The 19,855-nt window shown below is 33.3% G+C and carries 20 protein-coding genes; 5 read left to right on the top strand and 15 right to left on the bottom strand.

Features of this window, described 5'->3' with window-relative positions; all coding sequences use genetic code 11:
* Nucleotides 1–319 precede the first annotated feature (319 nt).
* Nucleotides 320–3,217 carry a DEAD/DEAH box helicase gene (locus HQN85_RS14280; RefSeq protein WP_173273462.1) on the top strand — a complete coding sequence of 966 codons (2,898 nt, stop codon included), beginning with the start codon at nucleotides 320–322 and terminating at the stop codon, nucleotides 3,215–3,217.
* A 41-nt stretch (nucleotides 3,218–3,258) separates the two neighbouring features.
* Nucleotides 3,259–3,918, top strand: a complete 660-nt coding sequence (locus tag HQN85_RS14285; protein ID WP_173273464.1) for a DUF2927 domain-containing protein — start codon at nucleotides 3,259–3,261, stop codon at nucleotides 3,916–3,918.
* Here the strand turns inward: HQN85_RS14285 and aat are convergent.
* Nucleotides 3,910–4,545 carry a leucyl/phenylalanyl-tRNA--protein transferase gene (aat, locus tag HQN85_RS14290; protein WP_173273466.1) on the bottom strand — a complete coding sequence of 212 codons (636 nt, stop codon included), beginning with the start codon at nucleotides 4,543–4,545 and terminating at the stop codon, nucleotides 3,910–3,912. The two genes, HQN85_RS14285 and aat, sit on opposite strands and share 9 nt — an antisense overlap.
* A 56-nt stretch (nucleotides 4,546–4,601) precedes the next feature.
* Between aat and HQN85_RS14295 the strand changes: the two genes are divergently transcribed.
* Nucleotides 4,602–4,970, top strand: a complete 369-nt coding sequence (locus HQN85_RS14295; RefSeq protein WP_173273468.1) for a YccF domain-containing protein — start codon at nucleotides 4,602–4,604, stop codon at nucleotides 4,968–4,970.
* Nucleotide 4,971: 1 nt separating this feature from the next.
* On the opposite strand, the gene HQN85_RS14300 is transcribed toward HQN85_RS14295, so the two are convergent.
* Complete coding sequence (locus tag HQN85_RS14300) at nucleotides 4,972–5,370, bottom strand: META domain-containing protein (RefSeq protein WP_173273470.1); 399 nt, start codon at nucleotides 5,368–5,370, stop codon at nucleotides 4,972–4,974.
* A gap of 12 nt (nucleotides 5,371–5,382) precedes the next feature.
* The gene (locus tag HQN85_RS14305) at nucleotides 5,383–6,360 is read right to left on the bottom strand and encodes an App1 family protein (RefSeq protein ID WP_173273472.1); all 978 of its coding nucleotides are present in this window, start codon (nucleotides 6,358–6,360) and stop codon (nucleotides 5,383–5,385) included.
* A 59-nt stretch (nucleotides 6,361–6,419) separates the two neighbouring features.
* On the opposite strand from HQN85_RS14305, the gene HQN85_RS14310 reads away from it, so the two are divergent.
* Nucleotides 6,420–7,301 (top strand): diacylglycerol/lipid kinase family protein, encoded by an 882-nt coding sequence (locus HQN85_RS14310; RefSeq protein ID WP_173273474.1) that lies wholly within the window; start codon nucleotides 6,420–6,422, stop codon nucleotides 7,299–7,301.
* Here HQN85_RS14310 and HQN85_RS15720 read toward each other — a convergent pair.
* From HQN85_RS15720 to HQN85_RS14365, 12 genes are all read right to left on the bottom strand, one after another.
* On the bottom strand, nucleotides 7,279–7,680 hold the full coding sequence (locus tag HQN85_RS15720; protein ID WP_216847294.1) for a hypothetical protein: 402 nt from the start codon (nucleotides 7,678–7,680) through the stop codon (nucleotides 7,279–7,281). The two genes, HQN85_RS14310 and HQN85_RS15720, sit on opposite strands and share 23 nt — an antisense overlap.
* Nucleotide 7,681: 1 nt before the next feature.
* Nucleotides 7,682–8,335: an energy transducer TonB gene (locus HQN85_RS14315; protein ID WP_173273476.1), complete on the bottom strand. Its 654-nt coding sequence runs from the start codon at nucleotides 8,333–8,335 to the stop codon at nucleotides 7,682–7,684.
* A gap of 17 nt (nucleotides 8,336–8,352) precedes the next feature.
* Nucleotides 8,353–8,997: a peptidoglycan DD-metalloendopeptidase family protein gene (locus HQN85_RS14320; protein ID WP_317170036.1), complete on the bottom strand. Its 645-nt coding sequence runs from the start codon at nucleotides 8,995–8,997 to the stop codon at nucleotides 8,353–8,355.
* A 56-nt stretch (nucleotides 8,998–9,053) separates the two neighbouring features.
* Nucleotides 9,054–9,695, bottom strand: a complete 642-nt coding sequence (trhA, locus tag HQN85_RS14325; protein ID WP_173273478.1) for a PAQR family membrane homeostasis protein TrhA — start codon at nucleotides 9,693–9,695, stop codon at nucleotides 9,054–9,056.
* On the bottom strand, nucleotides 9,682–10,068 hold the full coding sequence (gene rbfA, locus HQN85_RS14330; protein WP_173273480.1) for a 30S ribosome-binding factor RbfA: 387 nt from the start codon (nucleotides 10,066–10,068) through the stop codon (nucleotides 9,682–9,684). The genes trhA and rbfA overlap by 14 nt, the downstream gene beginning before the upstream one ends.
* A 4-nt stretch (nucleotides 10,069–10,072) precedes the next feature.
* On the bottom strand, nucleotides 10,073–11,173 hold the full coding sequence (locus HQN85_RS14335; RefSeq protein ID WP_173273482.1) for an alginate lyase family protein: 1,101 nt from the start codon (nucleotides 11,171–11,173) through the stop codon (nucleotides 10,073–10,075).
* 23 nt (nucleotides 11,174–11,196) lie between these two features.
* Nucleotides 11,197–12,393: a GTPase HflX gene (hflX, locus tag HQN85_RS14340; protein WP_173273484.1), complete on the bottom strand. Its 1,197-nt coding sequence runs from the start codon at nucleotides 12,391–12,393 to the stop codon at nucleotides 11,197–11,199.
* A 201-nt stretch (nucleotides 12,394–12,594) separates the two neighbouring features.
* On the bottom strand, nucleotides 12,595–13,377 hold the full coding sequence (gene trpC, locus HQN85_RS14345) for an indole-3-glycerol phosphate synthase TrpC (RefSeq protein WP_173273486.1): 783 nt from the start codon (nucleotides 13,375–13,377) through the stop codon (nucleotides 12,595–12,597).
* A gap of 99 nt (nucleotides 13,378–13,476) precedes the next feature.
* Complete coding sequence (locus tag HQN85_RS14350; protein ID WP_173273488.1) at nucleotides 13,477–14,049, bottom strand: anthranilate synthase component II; 573 nt, start codon at nucleotides 14,047–14,049, stop codon at nucleotides 13,477–13,479.
* Nucleotides 14,049–15,452, bottom strand: coding sequence for an anthranilate synthase component I family protein (locus tag HQN85_RS14355; protein ID WP_173273490.1), 1,404 nt, complete (start codon nucleotides 15,450–15,452; stop codon nucleotides 14,049–14,051). Before HQN85_RS14355 ends, HQN85_RS14350 begins: the two co-directional genes overlap by 1 nt.
* A gap of 248 nt (nucleotides 15,453–15,700) precedes the next feature.
* Nucleotides 15,701–15,922 carry a hypothetical protein gene (locus HQN85_RS14360; protein WP_173273492.1) on the bottom strand — a complete coding sequence of 74 codons (222 nt, stop codon included), beginning with the start codon at nucleotides 15,920–15,922 and terminating at the stop codon, nucleotides 15,701–15,703.
* A gap of 8 nt (nucleotides 15,923–15,930) precedes the next feature.
* Nucleotides 15,931–16,380 carry a cytochrome B gene (locus HQN85_RS14365; protein ID WP_173273494.1) on the bottom strand — a complete coding sequence of 150 codons (450 nt, stop codon included), beginning with the start codon at nucleotides 16,378–16,380 and terminating at the stop codon, nucleotides 15,931–15,933.
* Nucleotides 16,381–16,581: 201 nt separating this feature from the next.
* Here HQN85_RS14365 and HQN85_RS14370 point away from each other — a divergent pair, with 201 nt between their 5' ends.
* The gene (locus tag HQN85_RS14370; protein WP_173273496.1) at nucleotides 16,582–19,797 is read left to right on the top strand and encodes a TonB-dependent receptor; all 3,216 of its coding nucleotides are present in this window, start codon (nucleotides 16,582–16,584) and stop codon (nucleotides 19,795–19,797) included.
* Nucleotides 19,798–19,855 lie beyond the last annotated feature (58 nt).

Raw genomic sequence — 19,855 nt, forward strand, 5'->3', positions numbered from 1 at the left:
TTTATGTGATTGTTAATCTGTTATTTATAATTTGTTTTTTCTGCAAGCCCTTGCTGGCAGGTTTCGTAATTAAGACGCCGTTTAGTGAGAAAGGTTGCAGTGTTTTATAGTCTTTTATACCACAAGCAGTTCAATCACGACGAACGCCTGTAATTTTTCGACGAACTCAAGTAGAAAAATGGTCCGCTAATTATTAGATTGAGTAATAACAGTGAAATTTTATTGAAATAAATGTTTTCAAGTTATTTGATTAAACAACATTTTACTGTATGTTTAGAAATTTTTAGCTCCTTATCTTTTTTCTTTTAGCCCTTAACCAATGTTACGTGTAAATAGCTCCAAACCCTGCAAAATCGTATATTCCTTATGTAAGCATGAGTTTTTAGGCTATTTAATTGAACCTCACATTGTTCAGCTTAATCCACAGGGCGATTTTTCGTTAACTTATCAGCGTTTATTTACACATACTGCCAAAGAATTTGCCAAACATTTGACAGATGTTGATTTTAAATTGATCAAGATTTTAGATGAAACTGAACAGGATTTCATCATTAAGAAATACCATAAAAAAGTAATTAGACCATTTGAATTCTTTAGCAAATTTTATGATGAAAAATTTTATGAAAACGTTCGACCAAAGATTGAAAAGAAATTAGCAGAAGTTCTGGAAATCCTTAAACTAAAAGATGGTTTATATTTAATGGATAAAGACGGTTGGCCAGCAGAGCGAAAAATAGATTTAGCGACTGAACCTGCAACTGTACTTTTTCATTTTAGACGCGGAGAAACAGAAACTCGCTATTTTCCAACCATAAAATATCAGGGTTTACGCATCGATTTTATGTTTAAAGACGCTCAAGTAGTTTGCAATCAACCTGCCTGGATGTTATTAAATGATGTACTTTATTATTTTGAAGGTGATATTGAGGGGAAGAAATTTGTTCCGTTTTTAAACAAACGTTACATCGCTATTCCAAAAGCCACAGAAGAAACCTATTTCGAAAAATTTGTAGCTCCGTTGATAGAAAAACATCATGTATATGCAGAAGGATTTGAAATTAGAACAGAAAAACATGATCCAACTGCTATCATTAAAGTTATTTATGTTGATGGGGGTGTTTCACAAATTCAACTTTATTTTAAATACGGACCTTATGCCTTTGCAATGGGTAATGAACATAAAGTTACTGTTCGTTTAAGCAAAGACGAAGACAACTATACCTTTACTCGCATTAAACGTAATACTGATTGGGAAAAACAGAAATTTTCTGCCTTACAAAATTTAGGATTAAAAAAAATAAGTGCACTTTTTCACCATTTAGAATTGCCAAACCTGAGTGAAAATGACAATCCATCTTATGCTATTATTACTTGGGTAAATGAGCATATTGAGACTTTAAAAGAGCAGGGTTTTGAAATTGAACAAGCCAGTAGTAGTAAGCGTTTTGTATTTGGGGCTAATAAAATTGATTTCGAAATTACAGCAGATAATGATTGGTTTGACATCAATGCAATTGTATATTTTGGTATTCATCCTATTCCATTTATATCGTTAAAACAGCATATTCTTCATAAAAAAAGAGAGTTTATTTTGCCAGATGGCGATATTGCTATCATTCCAGAAAAATGGTTTACACAATATAGTAGCTTATTTAGCCTAGCAGATGGGTCTAAAAATCTAAAATTAAAAAAACATCATATTGGTTTAATTAACGATTTAGCCGAAGATAGTTTAGCGAATGTAACTTTAGATCGCAAACTTCAAAGATTAAACGATTTCGATCATATTAATGACACACAAATGCCTATAAATTTTAAAGGAGATTTGCGTCATTATCAAAAAGCTGGTTACAATTGGTTTAGTTTTTTACGCGAATATAATTTTGGTGGTTGTCTTGCAGATGACATGGGTTTGGGTAAAACCATTCAAACTCTGGCCATGTTACAAAAGCTAAAAGAGGAAGATGAGCACAATACAACACATAGCACTTCGCTAATTATAATGCCAACATCGTTAATTTATAACTGGTTAAACGAAGCAAAAAAGTTCACTCCAAAACTTAAAATACATGCACATACGGGTACTTTCCGTAATAAGGACATTAGCCTTTTCGACAAGTACGATGTCGTAATTACAACTTATGGCATTACACGTGTTGATATAGAAATTATTAGCAAATTCTACTTCAACTACATTATTTTAGATGAAAGTCAGAATATAAAAAATCCATCTTCTAAGTCTTTCAAATCAGTTAGAATGTTAAAATCTAGACATAAACTGGTTTTGAGTGGTACACCTGTAGAGAATTCTGTTGGCGACTTATGGACGCAACTTACTTTCTTAAACCCAGGATTATTGGGTACACAATCTTTCTTTAACGAAGAGTATGTACAAGCAATAGAAAAACGAAAAGACGAAGAAAAAGCGAAGAAATTACAGGCGATTATTAAGCCATTTGTATTGCGTAGAACGAAAGAACAAGTCGCCGCAGAACTTCCTCCAAAAACAGAGCAAATTTATTATTGCGATATGAGCGAAGATCAAGCGGCAGAATATGAAAAGACTAAATCTGCTTATAGAAATGATCTTTTAACTAGTATGGATGATGGAACTTATGCTAAAAAACAAGTTCAATTATTACAAGGTTTAACAGCTTTAAGACAGCTAGCAAATCACCCTGTGATGATTAACGAAGAGTATACTTCTGATTCTGGTAAGTTCAAAAATGTAATGCACACTTTAGATAATGTTCTAAAAGGCGGCCATAAAGTGTTGATTTTTTCTCAGTTTGTAAAACACCTCAGCATATTTAAAGATTGTTTTGAAAAACAAGAAATTCCTTTTGCTTATTTAGATGGCGGCACTAAAAATCGTGGAGAAATTGTTGCTGAATTTCAAGAAAACAAGGATTTAAAAGTGTTTTTGATTTCCATAAAAGCAGGTGGAGTAGGTTTAAATTTAACACAAGCAGATTACGTTTTCATTTTAGATCCGTGGTGGAACCCTGCAGTTGAGCAACAAGCCATAGATCGTACCCATCGTATTGGACAGGATAAAAAGGTTTTTATCTATAAATTTATTTCGAAAGATACAGTTGAAGAGAAAATTCTGGCTCTGCAAAGACGTAAAAAATCATTAGCAAATTCATTAATTACTACTGAAGAAAGTTTCTTTAAATCATTAAGTAAAGATGATATTAGAGAGTTATTGAATTAGTTTTTGTTCTTTGTATGTCGAATATTCATTAAATTGCATATATGAAGATCTCTAAAACAACACTTATTTTATTTCTGATAATTATATCGAGCATAAATTCTTTTGCTCAAAAGTTAACTGAAAACGAAAAAGCTATTTTCGATGAAGTTGTGTACAAGAGAAAAAAAATTGGGGAATATGAAACATTATCAAAATGGGCAAAGCCTATTCGATATAAAATCTACGGCGATACTTCCGATTATATTGTTAAAGAAGTCGATTCCTTTTTCAACTTGCTCAAAAAAATAACACCTCTTGATATTAAAAAAGCAAATAATGAATCTGAAGAAAATTTAATGTTAGTTTTTGGAGAAAAACCAGCAGATTTCCAAGCTTATACTTCTACAAATAGGCCATTAGAAGCTGTTGGTTCATACAGAATAAGGACGACAAATAGTGGTGAAATTTATTGGGCACAAAGTTTAGTTAACACTAAAAAATTTGGTACTAGAGCAAATGTTAAAAATGCCATCAAAAAAAATATTGTTAAATGTATTGGATTTTCAGGCAATTCTGAACTTGCTCCTGGAAGTGTTTTTACCATTAAAAATAACAACTATATAAAAATCGAAGATTTCGATATACACATAATCTCTGCTTTATATTTTCCGGCTATCAAAGCTGGAATGACAAGAGATCAGGTTGATGAGATTTTAAAGTGACGTTAACTTCTTCAAATATTCTTCCCTACTTATCATTTCTGCGCCCAAACTCATTAAATGTTCATTTGGCAATTGACAATCAATTAAGTCAAATCCCATGTTTTTACTCAAATGAACTAGAGCAACTTTAGAAGCATTGCTTACCAAACTAAACATACTTTCTCCACAGAAAACATTGTTTATTTTAACTCCATATAAACCACCAACTAGTTTGTCATCTTGCCAAACTTCTACACTGTGCGCTAAACCTTTTTCATGAAGTTTTATATAGGCTTGCTGCATTTCAGTGGTAATCCATGTTCCATCTTGACCAATTCTAGGAGTTATTGAACAATGTTTAATCACGTTTTCAAATGCCTCATTAACTGTTATTTTAAACATATAAGACTGCAAAACTTTACGCATGCTTTTGCTAATTTTTAACCTATCGGGATAAATTACACAACGTTCATGAGGTGCGTACCACAAAATAGGTTCGCCTTCGCTAAACCATGGAAATATTCCGCTTTGATAAGCTAAATGTAATCGCTCTACACTTAAATCTCCACCAATAGCTAATAATCCATCTGGCTCAGCCAAAGCAGTATCTGGAAAAATTAAAACATCTTCAAGCAGTCTGAAAACCATGTGCAATTATAACAAATTGAATTGTAACAAAAATCCATCAACCCTGTCTTAAAAACATGAGTTTTATCGGCAATATTATCTGGGTTATTTTTGGAGGAATTTTTATTTTCTTTCAATATATTTTTGGAGGACTGGTGTTGTGTTTAACCATTGTAGGTATCCCATTTGGTATTCAGTGTTTTAAATTTGCGATAGTAGGTTTAGCACCATTTGGTGTTAAAATAACCGATACTTCTTCAAATATTGGTTGTTTATCAACCATAATGAATATCATTTGGTTGGTATTTGGTGGATTTTGGATCGTATTAACTCACCTAGTTTTTGGTCTTTTATTTTGCATCACTATTGTAGGCATTCCATTTGGATTGCAGCATTTTAAATTGATGAATTTAGCTTTTTCTCCTTTTGGCAAATCGATTAGCTAAATTATTCTGCCTTGCTAAAAACCATTAATAATTTATCCCCATTGAGTAAATGTAATTTCCCATCCACTAATTTAAAATTAGTTGTATTTCTAAGTCCTTCGGTGTATTTCCCTTCTGCCTGACCAACGTCTTCACAAAACATCATCGTTCCAATTAGTTCGCTAAATTTAATAGTGTTACCTGTTATGGTTGTCGTTCCACCAAACCCATTACAGAAAGATTTACCACTAACTTTGTTTTCATTATCAAAGTTTAAAGTTGCCTTTTTGCTCGTATTTGGCATTGTTTGTCCAGGCCATTCTGTTAAAACCCATTTTGTGCCTTTAATGGAATCTGTGTTCATAGTAGAACACGCTTGCAATATAATTACGAGGATAAATCCTAAAAATATTCTTTTCATATCAGTTGATTTTTATTTAATTAATCCGATTTTTTTCGAGTGCGCAATTGCTTCATCACTATGTGAAAATAAACAAGTTTTTATGTTTTGTTGTTCCATTTGTGATAATAAATTTTCCGTTTCAGTTTGTTTTGATGGTCTGATATTTCTAATATAAACCGCTGCAATATTTAACGGATATTTCTCAGCAATTGCGTGATAAATGGCTGGATCTTGCTGTGAATTATCACCAAAAAAAACAAAAAGTTGATTTGGAAACGCATCAATAATTCTCATTACCCTTAGCAATTTCCCCTGATGTTCGGTTTTACCTGTTTTAATTAAGCTTTTCCAACGTTTAAGTTGATTCAATAAAAAAGCACCTTCTGGTAGTTTATTAAAACGAAAGGTTTCTACTAAATAATCGTACAAATTCCATTCGCTACTCGATACATAAAAAAATGGATTTTGCTGATCTGATTCTGTATGTGATTTTGCCAATAATTGATAATGTTTTTGTACAGATGGAAATGTTTTTCGCGTACGTGGATTTTTGATGAAAAGCTCTCTTAATCTCCTTGCAATGGTTGCCGAATGAGAAATCATAATTGTATCATCAATATCAGAAATGAAAGCATATTGGGTAATGTGTGGTATAAATATTTTGCCTTCTGCCTCTGCAATTACTTCATCACTTTCGTCATTTAATGCCTCAACCTTTACCGTATGCCAACCTGCTGAAATATCTTGTTCGGCTTTCCATTCAAATTTAAAAAAACCATCATATTCTGCTTTTTGATAAACAATTTGCCCATAAAAATTTAACCTAACTCTTGCAAAAGCATAAGGTTTTACTACAAAAAGTTTAAATAGATGAACAATATTTACAAAAAGATTATTGCTGAAATTTTGTGTGGTTTTTGCTTTAAATTTAAACACATGACCATATACCACTAAATTTTGTGTGTGACCATAACCGTGATATACTTTTACACTTGCAGCGTTATTCATGATATAATTAAAACAGAGTTTAACATCAGTTGTTTGTATGAAAGATTAAATAACCATCTGTGAAATCGAAAACTCAAAAATTGCTCTTTATCGTAAACCCGGGTTCTGGCAACGATACTATCGACTATAAAAAAGAAATAAAAGCATTTTTTAAATCAAAAGATGAAGATTTTGAAATTTATGAATTGCCAAAAGACTGCGCAATTGCTGATTTAAAAACGACCATTAAAAATTCAAAAGCAGATCGCGTAATTGCTGTTGGTGGAGACGGAACTTTAAAACTTGTTGCCGAATGTTTGTTAGAAACTACCACTCCTATTGGCATTATTCCGGCAGGATCTGCAAATGGTATGGCAAAGGAATTAAATATCCCATTGGAAATAAAAGATGCACTCGCACTTGCAATAACCGGTAAACCAAAACAAATACATACTATTTCTATTAACGACGAATTGTGCATTCATTTAGCTGATATTGGTTTTAATGCGTATTTAGTAAAACGATTTGATGAACTAAATGAGCGTGGAATGTGGACGTATGCTAAAGCTGCATGGCAGGCATTCTGGAATCATCGGAAAATGGAAGTTGAGTTTAAAATTGGAAAAAAGTTAATTAAACACAAAGCTGCCATGGTAGCTATTGCAAATGCAACAGCTTATGGCACAGGTTTAGAAATAAATCCCGATGGAAAATTGGACGATGATCTTTTCGAAATTATTCTGGTAAAAGAATATGCGGTAATGGAAATTCTTAAAATATGGATTAGCAAATTACCATGGAATCCTAAAAAGATTCAGCGTTTTCAAGCATCGAATTTAAAAATAACGACCAAACATAAAGTACATTTTCAGGTTGATGGTGAATATATAGGTAAAGTGAATGAGATAGCGGCAACTCTAATTCCAAAAGCAATTAGAATTATTGCTGGCCCTTCAGCTTAAGGTGCCCTCTTACAGTTAAATACAGCCTAATAAATTCTGCCATGATGCAGACTTTCAATAAGATATTAGGCCATTTATCTTCGAAATTATTGAGTGCTTCTGGTAATAATGTGATAAAACCAAGTGTAAAAACCCACAAATAAAGTCTAAAAGGGAATTGAATATAATATAAAATGAAGCCAAACTTTTTTGTAAAAAACAATCCATAGGCGCCAACTAAAACCAACAAAAACATTGGAAACATAAGCATAGCTTCTATTTTGACAGAGAGTTGGTTAGGTAGTTCTGTATAATGGTTTGCAATATTCCACAATTGCATGCTCATAAAAACCAACGATATTAAATCTAAAAAAGCTAGAGAACGATAAAGTAAGCGCATATTATTTACAGTATTTTACAAGCCAATCATTTGCTTTATCTGAGCCCATATATTTTACAAAGTTAAAATCCTCGCAAGCACCTTGTATATCGCCTTGCTTTTGTTTTCTAAGTCCAGCATTAACTCTATCATCTAAATATTCATCATCAATTCCTAAATCAGCTTTAATCTGCAAAATTTTAATCTCATCTTCTTGCTTGTAATTTCCCTTTTCTTTATTGCGGTAAAAGTTGAGTACAACATCAATCAACTCTTTTTCGTCTTTATATGCTTTAATCGCTAAAGCAATTTCCTTTTTATCTTTTCGATCACAATCATAACCACTTAATGAAAAATTAACCGAAACTATTACTAAAGTTGTTGTGTCGTGAGTTAATGGAACTATCCATTTTCCATTAGTCATTCTAATTAATCGTAACGCTTCATCGTCTAAATCAGTCCCTATGCCTTTTTTAACAGTTGAATAGTAAATTGTTCCTTTTGCGTTTAATTTAAACCCAATACTAACAGTTCCTTGAATACAATTGTGTAAGGAATATGGTGGATAAATTTTGTGTTCAGTTAAATAAGACGATAAACCACCTTTTAGTTGAGGTTCTTGCGCACCAACTGAAACAGAAATTAACAGAAGAAAAGCTGCTGCAATTTTGAACATATTTAAATTTACGAAATTTAAGGCAAAGCCGATGTAAAAGTGTGTTGCAAAATTAATGCAGGATCTGGGCAATTACTTAAATACACATTACGCTTAGAAAACTGACAAACTCCAGGATAATCACCTTTGAAACCTTCCATATCAAACATTAACTGAAAATGTAAATGTGGTGGCCAATATCCGTTTTCTGCTGGGATACCAAAACTTGCAAATTGTTTTCCCTTCGGAATAAATTCACCTTCTTGTAAACCTGTTAACGAGGCTAAACTTAAATGACCATAGAGTGCGTACAATATCAAGTCATCCAATTGGTATTGCAATATTATAGTTGCGCCGTAATCTCCAAAATTATCATTGAAATGAAAACTGTGCACTTTTGCATCGTAAAAATTATAAATTGGAGTTTCTGCTGGAGCCCAAATATCAATCCCTAAATGAAGTCTACGTGGCTCTTCAACCGTATCGAAATGAGTACTTCTACTATAAATTGTACGATGCTCATTGTAACCTCCAATACCGTATTTAGCATTATTTTTTGCTAATTTTTCATCAACCCAAAGGGAAAATAATGTTGTATCTGCTAAAATCTCTGGTGTTAACTCTATATTACTTGAGGTAAAATCGAAAGACAATAACTTATCAGTTGATAGATTGAAATCCACAACTTTTCCAATTTGATGGTTATTTAAAAAAACCTGAAGTTTTTGCAAGGAGTTCATCACACATTAAAAACGTAAACGTAATTATAAATAAAATGAGAGAGCGCACCAAAATTCACAAACACATGCCACAATTCATGACTATGGAAAAATCTATTTAATGGTTTATCTTTTGCATAATAATAGGTGCCTCCTACGTAAAATATTCCGCCAATAATTAACCAAACAATTGATGTAGTTGGTAAAACTTGTAACATTTTTTGCACAAAAGGAATAATTAAACAGCCCATTGCAATGTACAATCCTGTAGATAGTGCCTGACTTCTTAAACGATTAAATATCTTTAATAAACAACCAATTAATGCAATTAACCAAACTGCACCAAATAGCACCCATTGTAACCAACCGTCAAAAACCAATAAAGCAGTTGGTGTAAAAGAACCTGCAATCATTAAATAAATACAACAATGATCAAATTTTTGCCAGAAACGAATGCCATATTCTGTTTTAGGAACACTGTGATAAGTTGCACTTACACCAAATAAAATCAATATGCCAATTCCATAAATAAAAGCTGCCAAATACTCCAAAGAAGTATGTGATTTTTGAAGTAAAAGGTATAATCCTGGAATTGCTAAAAGCGCTGGAATAACATGAGTAAAGAAGTTTCCCGGTTCGCGGATGTACTTAGGATTGTTCATTGTCTTCTTCGTCGGTATCCTTACGTTCTTTGGCAATTTTATCGAAAATTTTATCCATGTGCTCAACGTATTCATTGGTGTCATCAACAAAAAATGAAAGTGTTGGAATAACTCTTGCCTGATGGCGAATACGTGAACCTAATTTATATCTAATTTCGCTGGCATGCGAATTAACTGTAGCTACAGATAGACTTGTATTGTTGGTATTTAAAAAGCTTAAATATACTTTAGCCACAGCCAAATCTGGCGAAACCCGAACTTTTGTAATGGTAACCAATGTATTGGGCAAGTAAGCTGCTCCCTCACGTTGAAAAATAGCAGCAAGTTCTTCTTGTAATAATCCTGCAAACTTCTGTTGTCTTTTACTTTCCATAATCTTATTTTCTCTTTACCTCATTTAACACAAACTGCCATGTAGGATATTTCGATATGCTATTGATATTTGCTTGATAAATAGACAACATTCCTTTATCGAAATAATTTGCCAAAGCAATACTTGATCTTCCTTCTTGTGGCTTAAATAGTGTTCCTGCAATATAACCCTTTTCTCCATTCGCCGCTCTTTTTTTATCAAAAGATGATTTAGAATTTACCCATTCAGCATGTGTTTTCTCTCCTGTAAAAAATGGAACTAACCAATCGACGGATTTTTTTAATGAACTTCCTTCTGTTGAGGTATAACTGTAAGGATTTTCACCAAATTTTCCATCTCTACTTAAAATTGTAGCAGCAACCATTAATGGATCAACATCATAAATATGATAATGCAAAGCATCTCTTTCATGAAAATCATAACTGCTTCCATCAGGGTATAAGTTTTTTGCGATTTGTTTTTTATAAACATCGATTACCCATGTTTTTAAGCTATCATTGTTAATCGCCCATGCAACTTCTGCAACTTCCTTAATGCGATGTGAGTTCCAGTTGTTCATATACGTTAAACTCTTTCCACTCGCCGCTTTATTAAAGGTTTTTATTTCTTGCAAACCAACTCTCATTAACCAAAGATTTGTCGCCAAGTTAATATCATCTGATAAATCATTTTTAACCAAATCGTAGGCAAAAATTATACGATCTAAATTTGTATCGTTAATAGGATTTCCTTGTGGTTGGTTTCTTTTCGCCCAAGCCAATAAAAACTCACTCGTTTTTGCCAAATATTTCCGTTCTCCAGTAATTTTGTAGGCCAATGCTAGGGAATAAACCTTTTGCATATCTTCTAACGAAGCCCAAGTTCTGGTTTTACGTGGATCGCCTTGTAAAATACCTTCTGTTAAAATAGTATCAGGAGGATTTGGAGCCGCAGTGAGCGATTCATCTGCTGTTTTCAATAAATCATTCCACTGCTTTTTAACATCGTCATCAGATTTAATCAAACCTTTCAACTTTGTTAATTCTGTTGTGCTTAAACTTACTATCTGAGCTTTTGATACGCTACATAAAAAACAGAAAATGCTACATAAAATTAGTTTCTTCATCCTAAAAATGGTTATTGTTCCAGCTAATATAATAACTTATCGTAAGGATATCGTGAAGTATGTATAGCCTTAACTTTATCGTATAACAATTGTTTAAACTCTTCGATATTTTCTTTTTTCGTAGCCGATATAAAAATTGCTGGTGCATTGTGGTGCGCCATCCAACTCTTTTTAAAATCTCCTAAAGTTAAAGGTGCGGTTTCTTCTTCTTCGTTATATTCGTCTGCTTTTGGGGTTACATACGCATCAATTTTATTAAATATCATGATGGTGTCTTTATCCCTTGCACCTAAATCATTTAAAGTTTCATTAACGGTATGTATTTGATCCTCAAAATTCGGATGAGAAACATCCACCACATGAATTAAAATATCAGCTTCTCTTACTTCATCCAAAGTTGATTTAAAACATTCTACTAAATGGTGAGGTAGTTTTCTAATAAATCCAACAGTATCTGAAAGTAAAAACGGCAAATTTTCTATTACAACTTTACGAACGGTTGTATCTAATGTTGCAAATAATTTATTCTCTGCAAACACCTCAGATTTAGCCAGCATATTCATAATAGTAGATTTACCCACGTTCGTATAACCTACTAATGCCACACGAATTAATTGCGTTCTGTTTTTGCGCTGTGTTTCATTCTGGCGATCAATTAACTTCAAGCGTTCTTTCAGTAAAGAGATTTTTTCTAAAATCATCCTTCTATCACTCTCAATCTGTGTTTCACCAGGTCCACGCATCCCAATACCACCTTTTTGTCGCTCTAGGTGAGTCCATAAACGCGTTAATCGAGGCAATAGATATTGTAGTTGGGCCAGTTCTACTTGTGTTTTTGCTTGCGCTGTTTGTGCTCTACCGGCAAAAATATCTAAGATTAAATTACTTCTATCTAAAATTTTAACCTGAAGCTCACGCTCAATATTCCGCAGTTGCGATGGCGATAATTCATCGTCGAAAACAACCATATCTATTTCTTCAGCTTTTACATAAGCTTGTATCTCTTCCAATTTACCCGTTCCAACAAATGTTGCCCTATCGGGTTTCAACATTTTCTGAGTGAAAGTTTTTTCTACTACACCACCAGCTGTATCTACCAAAAAGGCCAGCTCATCTAAATACTCCTTTGTTTGTTCAGGTTTTTCTCCAGGTGTAATCACCCCAACAAGTACCGCTCTTTCTTGTTTAAGGGCAGTATCGTATGTTTTTTGTTTTCCCATGTATATTTACAAAGATACAAAATCTATATTCGTTTGGCTTTGCACTAACAAAACCTTACATAGAGATTAATGTTTGATTTTTTTTGAAAAGCAAAGACAGTTTTTTATAGCAATTTTAGTCCCGCCATTCGCTTTACTCGCTACGCGTCGTGCTCGCTGCTGTCGGGTTTAAAACGCAAAGCTTGTACAACAATAAGCACTTTAAAGCTGCTCTACAAACTCTTTAATTGCCAAGCCCGGATTATCCGTTTTCATAAAGTTTTCTCCAATTAAAAATCCATTATATCCCACTGCTTTTAGTTGTTTAATAACCTCAGGATTATCAATTGCGCTCTCCGAAATTTTTAAAAATTCACTTGGAATGTTATCTACTAAATCGAACGAAGTTTGAATGTTGACTGTGAAATCTCCAAGATTTCTATTATTTACACCAATGGCATTTAAGTGCGGACAAATTGATTTTTCCAGCTCTTCCAAATTATGGACTTCTAACAAAACGTTTAAGCCTAAACTTTGTGCTAGTTTGCCGAAATTTATAATTTGTAGTGGCGTTAAGATAGACGCGATTAACAAAATAATATCGGCACCCCATGCTTTTGCTTCCAAAATTTGGTATTCATCAATCATGAAATCCTTTCGCAAAATTGGGATTTGATTTACCGCTCTAGCTTTAAATAAATCTTCGGTTGTACCACCAAAAAAATCAATATCTGTTAGAACAGATAATGCAGAAGCTCCAGCTAAATTATAAGCCTTAGTTACCTCAGCAACATCAGCTTTACCATTTATCAAACCTTTAGATGGTGAACGACGTTTAAATTCAGCAATAATTCCAGTTCGCTTTTCATCTAGCAAAAAATCTTTAAAAACTAAAGGTTTTCTATAAAAATTCGGGCTCTTCTCTAATTGGTCAACCGAAACTTTTTGCTTAGCCTCAGCTACTTCTTCCTTTTTACGGATAACTATTTTATCTAAAATGTTCATTATCTATTTATTACCGTCATTGCGAGGTACGAAGCAATCTTAAAGTGACAAAATCACCATAGTTGTAAGATTACTTCGTACCTCGCAATGACACGTTTTTTAATTATCCAACCAATTTTTCATCATCTGTTTTCCATAAGGTGTTAATACACTTTCTGGGTGAAATTGCACACCACAAACATCAAATTCCTTGTGACGCAAAGCCATAATTTGTCCATCACCGTCAATTGCGGTAACTGTTAAACTTGCAGGCAAATTTGCAGGGTCAACTACCCACGAATGGTAACGTCCAACTTCAATTGGTTCCAAGCAATCTTTAAATGTTAAATCGTTTTTATCTAACACTTTAATTGGCGTAGCTATTCCATGCATCGGTCTCCCTAAATTCAATAAACTTCCTCCAAAAACTTCGGCTATTGCTTGCTGACCTAAACAAACGCCCATTATGCTTTTTGTTGGTGCATAAGTTTTGATAACTTCCAATAACAACCCTGCTTCTTCTGGTATTCCTGGCCCTGGAGAGAGTAAAATTTTATCGTATGCAGCTACATCTTCTAATGCAAACTTATCATTTCTCCAAACTACAGCTTCATACCCTAATTCATTAATTAAATGCACCAAATTATAGGTGAAACTATCGTAATTATCGATTACTAAAATTGATTTCTTCATTATATTTCCTCTGCCATTACAATTGCTTTACGCAATGCCGCTATCTTGTTATTCACTTCATTTAATTCATTCTCCGCAATAGAATCCGCTACAATTCCTGCTCCAGCTCTATAATGTAAATGGTTATTTTTACTCATAAAAGTTCTAATCATTATCGCATGATTAAAATCTTCATTAAAGCCCATATAACCAATGGCACCAGCATAAAAATTACGACCTAACTTCTCATACTGATCTATTAATTGCATGGCTTTATATTTTGGTGCACCGCTTAAAGTTCCTGCTGGGTAGGTGTCTGCTACAACTTTAAACGCACTTACACCATCTTGCAAATTTCCACTTACTTTTGAAACCAAGTGAATTAAATGCGAATAATATTGAACTTCTTTAAACGATTTCACTTCCACTCCACTACAATGTCTGCTCAAATCGTTTCTAGCTAAATCAACTAACATTACGTGTTCAGCACTTTCTTTTGGATCTTGCTCTAATTTCTTAGCTAAAGCTGCATCTTCTTCATCATTTCCAGTGCGTTTAAATGTTCCCGCAATCGGAAAAATATTCGCTACGTTATTACCAATTGTGATTTGTGCTTCTGGCGATGAACCAAACAATTTAAAATTGCCATAATCGAAATAAAATAAATACGGAGATGGATTTATAGACCGTAAACAACGATATACATTAAATTCATCACCCAAAAAACCTTGACTAAAAGCTCTTGATGGTACAATTTGAAAAACATCGCCACGGTAAATATGTTTTTTCATTTGTTCCACCATATCCATAAAACCTTCATTAGTTAAATTAGATTCCTCTTCACCATTGGTTTTAAAACTATATTCTGGGTAGTTTTTATTTTGAATAATGTATTCGACTTTCGTTAAATCTTCGTTTTCATCCTCATTAAATACATTTTTAACCAAAGTAACTTCGTTTTTAAAATGGTCTATTGCGATAATGTATCTATACACATGGTATTGCATGGTTGGAATTTTCTCATCATCTGGCGTAGTAGAAGTAAACGAAATATCCTCGAAATGCTGAACCGCATTCCATGTAAAATAGCCAAATAAACCTGTAGAAATATGTTTGTCTCTTATTTGGTGAATTGGATCGAAGCGAGCTTTAAAACCAGCAATTTCATCTGCTAAAACGAAATCGGTTTTTGTTTCTTTTGTACCATCAGAAAAATATGTCATCAGATTTCCCTCTTGGAGAATAATTCCAGCAACTGGCTCAGCGCAAACATAACTAGTTGCATTTTCACGACTGTGATAATCTGAACTTTCTAATAGTATGGTGTTCGGAAAAACATCGCGTAAACGCAAATAAATACTTACAGGAGTAGTAGTATCTGCTAATCGCTTTTTAACATGTGTTTGTATTGTATATGTTTTCATTCTTCTCTTTTAACTCGTAAAACGAATTTATTTTATAACAAAAAACCCGGCGTGTGGTTACGTCGGGTTTTAAATGTGGTTTAGGTTTAGGTTGATAAACTATAAGGTGCACAAAGCTACGACGAAACTCTTTTGAGTATCACGCCATTGCCATGTATGTAAGTTATTGTTAATCATTGAGCAGCAAAAATATACAAAAAGTTAAATAATCAAAATATTTTAAGATTTTTATTAATGTTTCCAGTCCTCTACTTCTTTTTAATCCTAAAATAACCATTCCAGATTAGTAAAACGGCAAAAATCCAAGCGAAGCTGAGGCTTATGCAAGAAATTATAAAATATGGTGGATAGATTGTAGTGTGCCATCCTGGAATTACGGACAATGCAAAATCTCCTTTAAAAAGATCAAAGGTTAAATAACTAAGTATAAATACTCCTAAAATATGTAGTGCTAAACTAAGTTTATTCATGAAATCATTTAAGAAACGCCAAAGAAGGTTCTAGAAGGATCTGCTTTTACCATCATAAAAATTGCTCCAACAATAATCACTAATGCCAAACCAAAGAAAATGGCAACTGCTTTATGTTTAGCTACACTATCTGCAATTTTTTTTGATCTCGAATTGCCAATTGTAATTAAGATAATGGCTAAAATCATCATGCTAATATGTTCCATCTTCCAATAACGACCAATTGGTTCAGAGGAAGCAATTTTTGTAAGTGGACTAATAAAGTACAATCCTAATCCAAATAACAACTGAATATGTGCACTTATTAAAGTGAAAACATTCAGTTTTCTATTGCCTTCTGTATATGCTTTTTTGCCTAACCATCCAGACAGAGCATTAATAACTGCAATTACTAGTAAAGCAAAAACAATATATCTCCAACCCGAGTGAGCACTCTTTAAAATTTGATAAAAATTCATAGCGTTTTTATTTCAAAAATAATAAATAATTAAATCCTTAATAACTGTAATTCAAATTCAGTGCAATTTATATCCTTTCTTAACATAAAGATAATCCAAAATTACACGATAAGGTAGTGTCTTTACAATTTATTAACTAGAGCAGTAAAATCAGTTAATTTCTGCAAGAGAATTTTGTGAAAATTAAATTATTCAATCATCATGAAGAGAAAACTACTCTTATTATCTTTTTTAATGTTTTGTTTTATATGCAATGTGAAAACATATGCGCAAACAACACAAGCCGCCATTTCTGGTGTAGTTAAAGACGAGCAGAACAAACCAATTGCTGGTGTTTCTGTAGTTGTAAAAAATGAATCTACAGGTTTTACTACAAAATCTAACACCAACACTAATGGCGATTATACTTTTAAAGAGCTTCCTTTAGGTGGCCCCTATACTATTAAGGCAAGCTATATTGGTTTAGGCGATCAAACATTATCTGGTTACATGCTTAACCAAGGTGATTTAGTAAAGGCAAATATTACTATGCAAAGTACAGCTCAAACATTGCAAGCAATTCAAATTAATGGAAATGGGTTAAAAAACAAGGTGCAACAGTTTGGTGCATCTACAGAAATTTCGGCAAAAACCATTACGCAATTACCTGTTAATGGTCGTAACTTTTCTTCATTAATGGATTTATCTCCATTAAGTCGTGGTGGTGGTATTTCTGGACAGTTAGGTTCATCTACTAATTATACCATTGACGGAATGAATGCTAAAAATCCTACATCTGCTGGAAGTACAACGAGCAGAAGTGGCGCTCCTTATTCAATTTCTATTGAAGCTGTTCGCGAATTTAAAGTTGTTACCAATCAATACGACGTAACTTTTGGTCGTGCAGGTGGTGGTACCATCAGTGCTGTTACTAAATCTGGAACAAATCAAATTAGTGGTAGTGCATTTTCTTACGGTCGTGCAAACTGGTTAGCAAGCCCTTATGACATTAGAGGTGTTAAACGTGATAACGATTTTTCAACTTATCAGTATGGCTTTACTTTAGGCGGTCCAATCATTAAGGATAAATTACATTATTTTGTAGCTTGGGATCATCAGAGAGATGCTCGTCCGTTAATTATTGCAGATATCAATACACCTGCAGACGAAGCAAGATTTAATATTACAAATGCTACCTTAAATAGCTTTTTGGCAGTTGCACAAAGTAAATACGGTGTTGCAAACTCTGCACAATTTGGCTCTTTCGATAAAAAACGTGGTTCTGATGCTGCTTTTGCTCGTCTAGATTGGCAGATTAACGATAAAAACTTGCTAACCATTCGTGATAATTATACGAATGACAGAAATCCACTTGGTTTAGCTGATAATACAGCCATTAATTTCTTTGAAAGTTATGGGAACGATAAAAACGTAGATAATAGTTTATTAGCAACTTTACGTACAACCGTAAATAGCAAAATAACAAACGAATTAAAAGTTCAGCATCTTTATACTTATCAAGCAAGTACACAAGGTGATCAATTGGGATTTGCTATTCCAAGAGCAGTTGTCGGTAATCTAACTTCAGTATTAACCGACGGAACTACAAAATCTACTTCGGTTCAAATAGGTGGTCACCGTTTTGGTCAAGAGGGTTTTACAAATAATGTTTTCCAATTGGTAGATAACTTTTACTACAACACAGATAAATTCAAATTTACTTTTGGAGCAGATTTAATGTATACTGATGCCACATCATTATATGGCAGTGAAGTAAATGGACGTTTCGAATATACAAATAGTGGAAGTGGGGCAACTGCGCAAACATCTCTTCAAAACTTCACTAACCTTATTCCAAATCGTTTTTATCGTGAAGTACCATTGGTTGCAGACCCAACTGTAACAGCAGGCATTTGGAATGCAGCTGTATATGGTCAAATGCAAACCAAGTTAGGTTTAGGACTAGACTTTACAGGAGGATTACGTTTAGATTATAGCAAGTATCCAAAATCTCCATTAAACCAAACTTTGTTTGATGCATTAGGTGTGAGAACAGATCATGAACTTTCACAACTATTGTTACAACCACGTATCCAATTAAACTGGGATATTAATGAAAAACATACTGATTATGTTCGTTTGGGAGCTGGTATCTTTGGTTCGGATGTAAACAATTATGTAACCATCAACAATCTTACTTTTGACGGTAAGCACTTAGCAACAGTAGATGTTTTCGGAGTTGATGTTCCAACACCAAATTTCCCTGGCTATAGAGATGGTTCAGTACCTACACCATCGTTAACTGCTTTCCAAGTACCTACAATTAACACTTATGCAGAAGATGCACAAATACCTGTAGTGTATAAAGCCAATTTATCATATACTAAATTAATTACTGATAAATTTAAAGTAGGTATAACTGGTTATGCAACACTTGGCCGACACAACTACATGTACGTAGATAGAAATATGGCTGCAAATCCATTTTTTACTTTAACTAATGAGGATAATAGAGGTGTGTTTGTACCTTCAATTCCAGCTAGTGGTGCTGCTGATTGGAAGACAGGACGTTTAAATACCCAATTCGGTAGAGTATTGGAATTAAATAGCAAAGGAAAAGTAAATCAATTTGCTGCTGTAATTGATGCAACTTGGCAATATTTTAAAGACGGTGAAATTAGTGCTAGTTATACTTTAAACGATACTAGGGACAATACATCTTTTAATGGTAATGTAGCCAACTCTGCAACATTATCACTTCCCGTAAAAGATGATCCAAGAAATTTGAGCAACATGACTTATTCTGATAATCATTTCCGTAATAAAGTGGTTATTTATGGTACATTACCAACATTCTATGGTATAAAAATTGGTGTTCGTTATTCTGGTATTGGCGGAACTCGTTATAGCCTACTTTCTGGCGCAAACAATAATGGAGACTTTGTTTCAACAAATGATTTAGCTTATATTTTTGACAGAAATAACTCGAATACACCTGCGAATGTTAAAGCAGGTTTACAAACGCTATTAGATAATCCCTTAGCAAGCCAGAGTTTAAAAGATTATATCCTAAAATACGAAGGTAAAATAGCAGAGAGAAATGGTGGTATTAATGATTTTTTTGGCTTAGTAGATTTAAGAATTAGCAAAAAAATTAAGCTATACAAAACCCACAACATCGAAATTTCTGGAGATATCTTTAATCTAGGTAACCTATTGAATAAGAAATGGGGCGTAACTGAAACATTAGGTTCGCAAGCACTTTATGCCTTGGGTATACCTGAAGTAAAAAATAGTGCTGGTGTAGTAACTTCTCCAGCAGTTCCAAATTACAATACTACAACTAAAGCATTTACTTATCGTGTAAATAACTCTGGTGTTGTAAATCCATCAGGTAATCCATATCAGTTCCAATTAGGTTTCCGTTACGGATTTTAAGAATCATGCAGTCTACAAAGCTATCCATTAAAAAAATGGGTAGCTTTTTTTGTTAAAA

Origin of the sequence: Pedobacter boryungensis, assembly GCF_013204825.1 — a bacterium.
GTDB lineage: Bacteria > Bacteroidota > Bacteroidia > Sphingobacteriales > Sphingobacteriaceae > Pedobacter > Pedobacter boryungensis.

Coding starts and splice junctions, on each gene's coding strand:
- HQN85_RS14280 (WP_173273462.1), top strand. CDS start 320: ATGTTACGTGTAAATAGCTCCAAACCCTGCAAAATCGTATATTCCTTA.
- HQN85_RS14370 (WP_173273496.1), top strand. CDS start 16,582: ATGAAGAGAAAACTACTCTTATTATCTTTTTTAATGTTTTGTTTTATA.
- HQN85_RS14315 (WP_173273476.1), bottom strand. CDS start 8,335: ATGTTCAAAATTGCAGCAGCTTTTCTTCTGTTAATTTCTGTTTCAGTT.
- HQN85_RS14305 (WP_173273472.1), bottom strand. CDS start 6,360: ATGAATAACGCTGCAAGTGTAAAAGTATATCACGGTTATGGTCACACA.
- HQN85_RS14295 (WP_173273468.1), top strand. CDS start 4,602: ATGAGTTTTATCGGCAATATTATCTGGGTTATTTTTGGAGGAATTTTT.
- HQN85_RS14350 (WP_173273488.1), bottom strand. CDS start 14,049: ATGAAGAAATCAATTTTAGTAATCGATAATTACGATAGTTTCACCTAT.
- HQN85_RS14300 (WP_173273470.1), bottom strand. CDS start 5,370: ATGAAAAGAATATTTTTAGGATTTATCCTCGTAATTATATTGCAAGCG.
- HQN85_RS14360 (WP_173273492.1), bottom strand. CDS start 15,922: ATGAATAAACTTAGTTTAGCACTACATATTTTAGGAGTATTTATACTT.
- HQN85_RS14285 (WP_173273464.1), top strand. CDS start 3,259: ATGAAGATCTCTAAAACAACACTTATTTTATTTCTGATAATTATATCG.
- rbfA (WP_173273480.1), bottom strand. CDS start 10,068: ATGGAAAGTAAAAGACAACAGAAGTTTGCAGGATTATTACAAGAAGAA.
- HQN85_RS14365 (WP_173273494.1), bottom strand. CDS start 16,380: ATGAATTTTTATCAAATTTTAAAGAGTGCTCACTCGGGTTGGAGATAT.
- hflX (WP_173273484.1), bottom strand. CDS start 12,393: ATGGGAAAACAAAAAACATACGATACTGCCCTTAAACAAGAAAGAGCG.
- trhA (WP_173273478.1), bottom strand. CDS start 9,695: ATGAACAATCCTAAGTACATCCGCGAACCGGGAAACTTCTTTACTCAT.
- HQN85_RS14355 (WP_173273490.1), bottom strand. CDS start 15,452: ATGAAAACATATACAATACAAACACATGTTAAAAAGCGATTAGCAGAT.
- HQN85_RS14335 (WP_173273482.1), bottom strand. CDS start 11,173: ATGAAGAAACTAATTTTATGTAGCATTTTCTGTTTTTTATGTAGCGTA.
- HQN85_RS15720 (WP_216847294.1), bottom strand. CDS start 7,680: ATGCGCTTACTTTATCGTTCTCTAGCTTTTTTAGATTTAATATCGTTG.
- aat (WP_173273466.1), bottom strand. CDS start 4,545: ATGGTTTTCAGACTGCTTGAAGATGTTTTAATTTTTCCAGATACTGCT.
- trpC (WP_173273486.1), bottom strand. CDS start 13,377: ATGAACATTTTAGATAAAATAGTTATCCGTAAAAAGGAAGAAGTAGCT.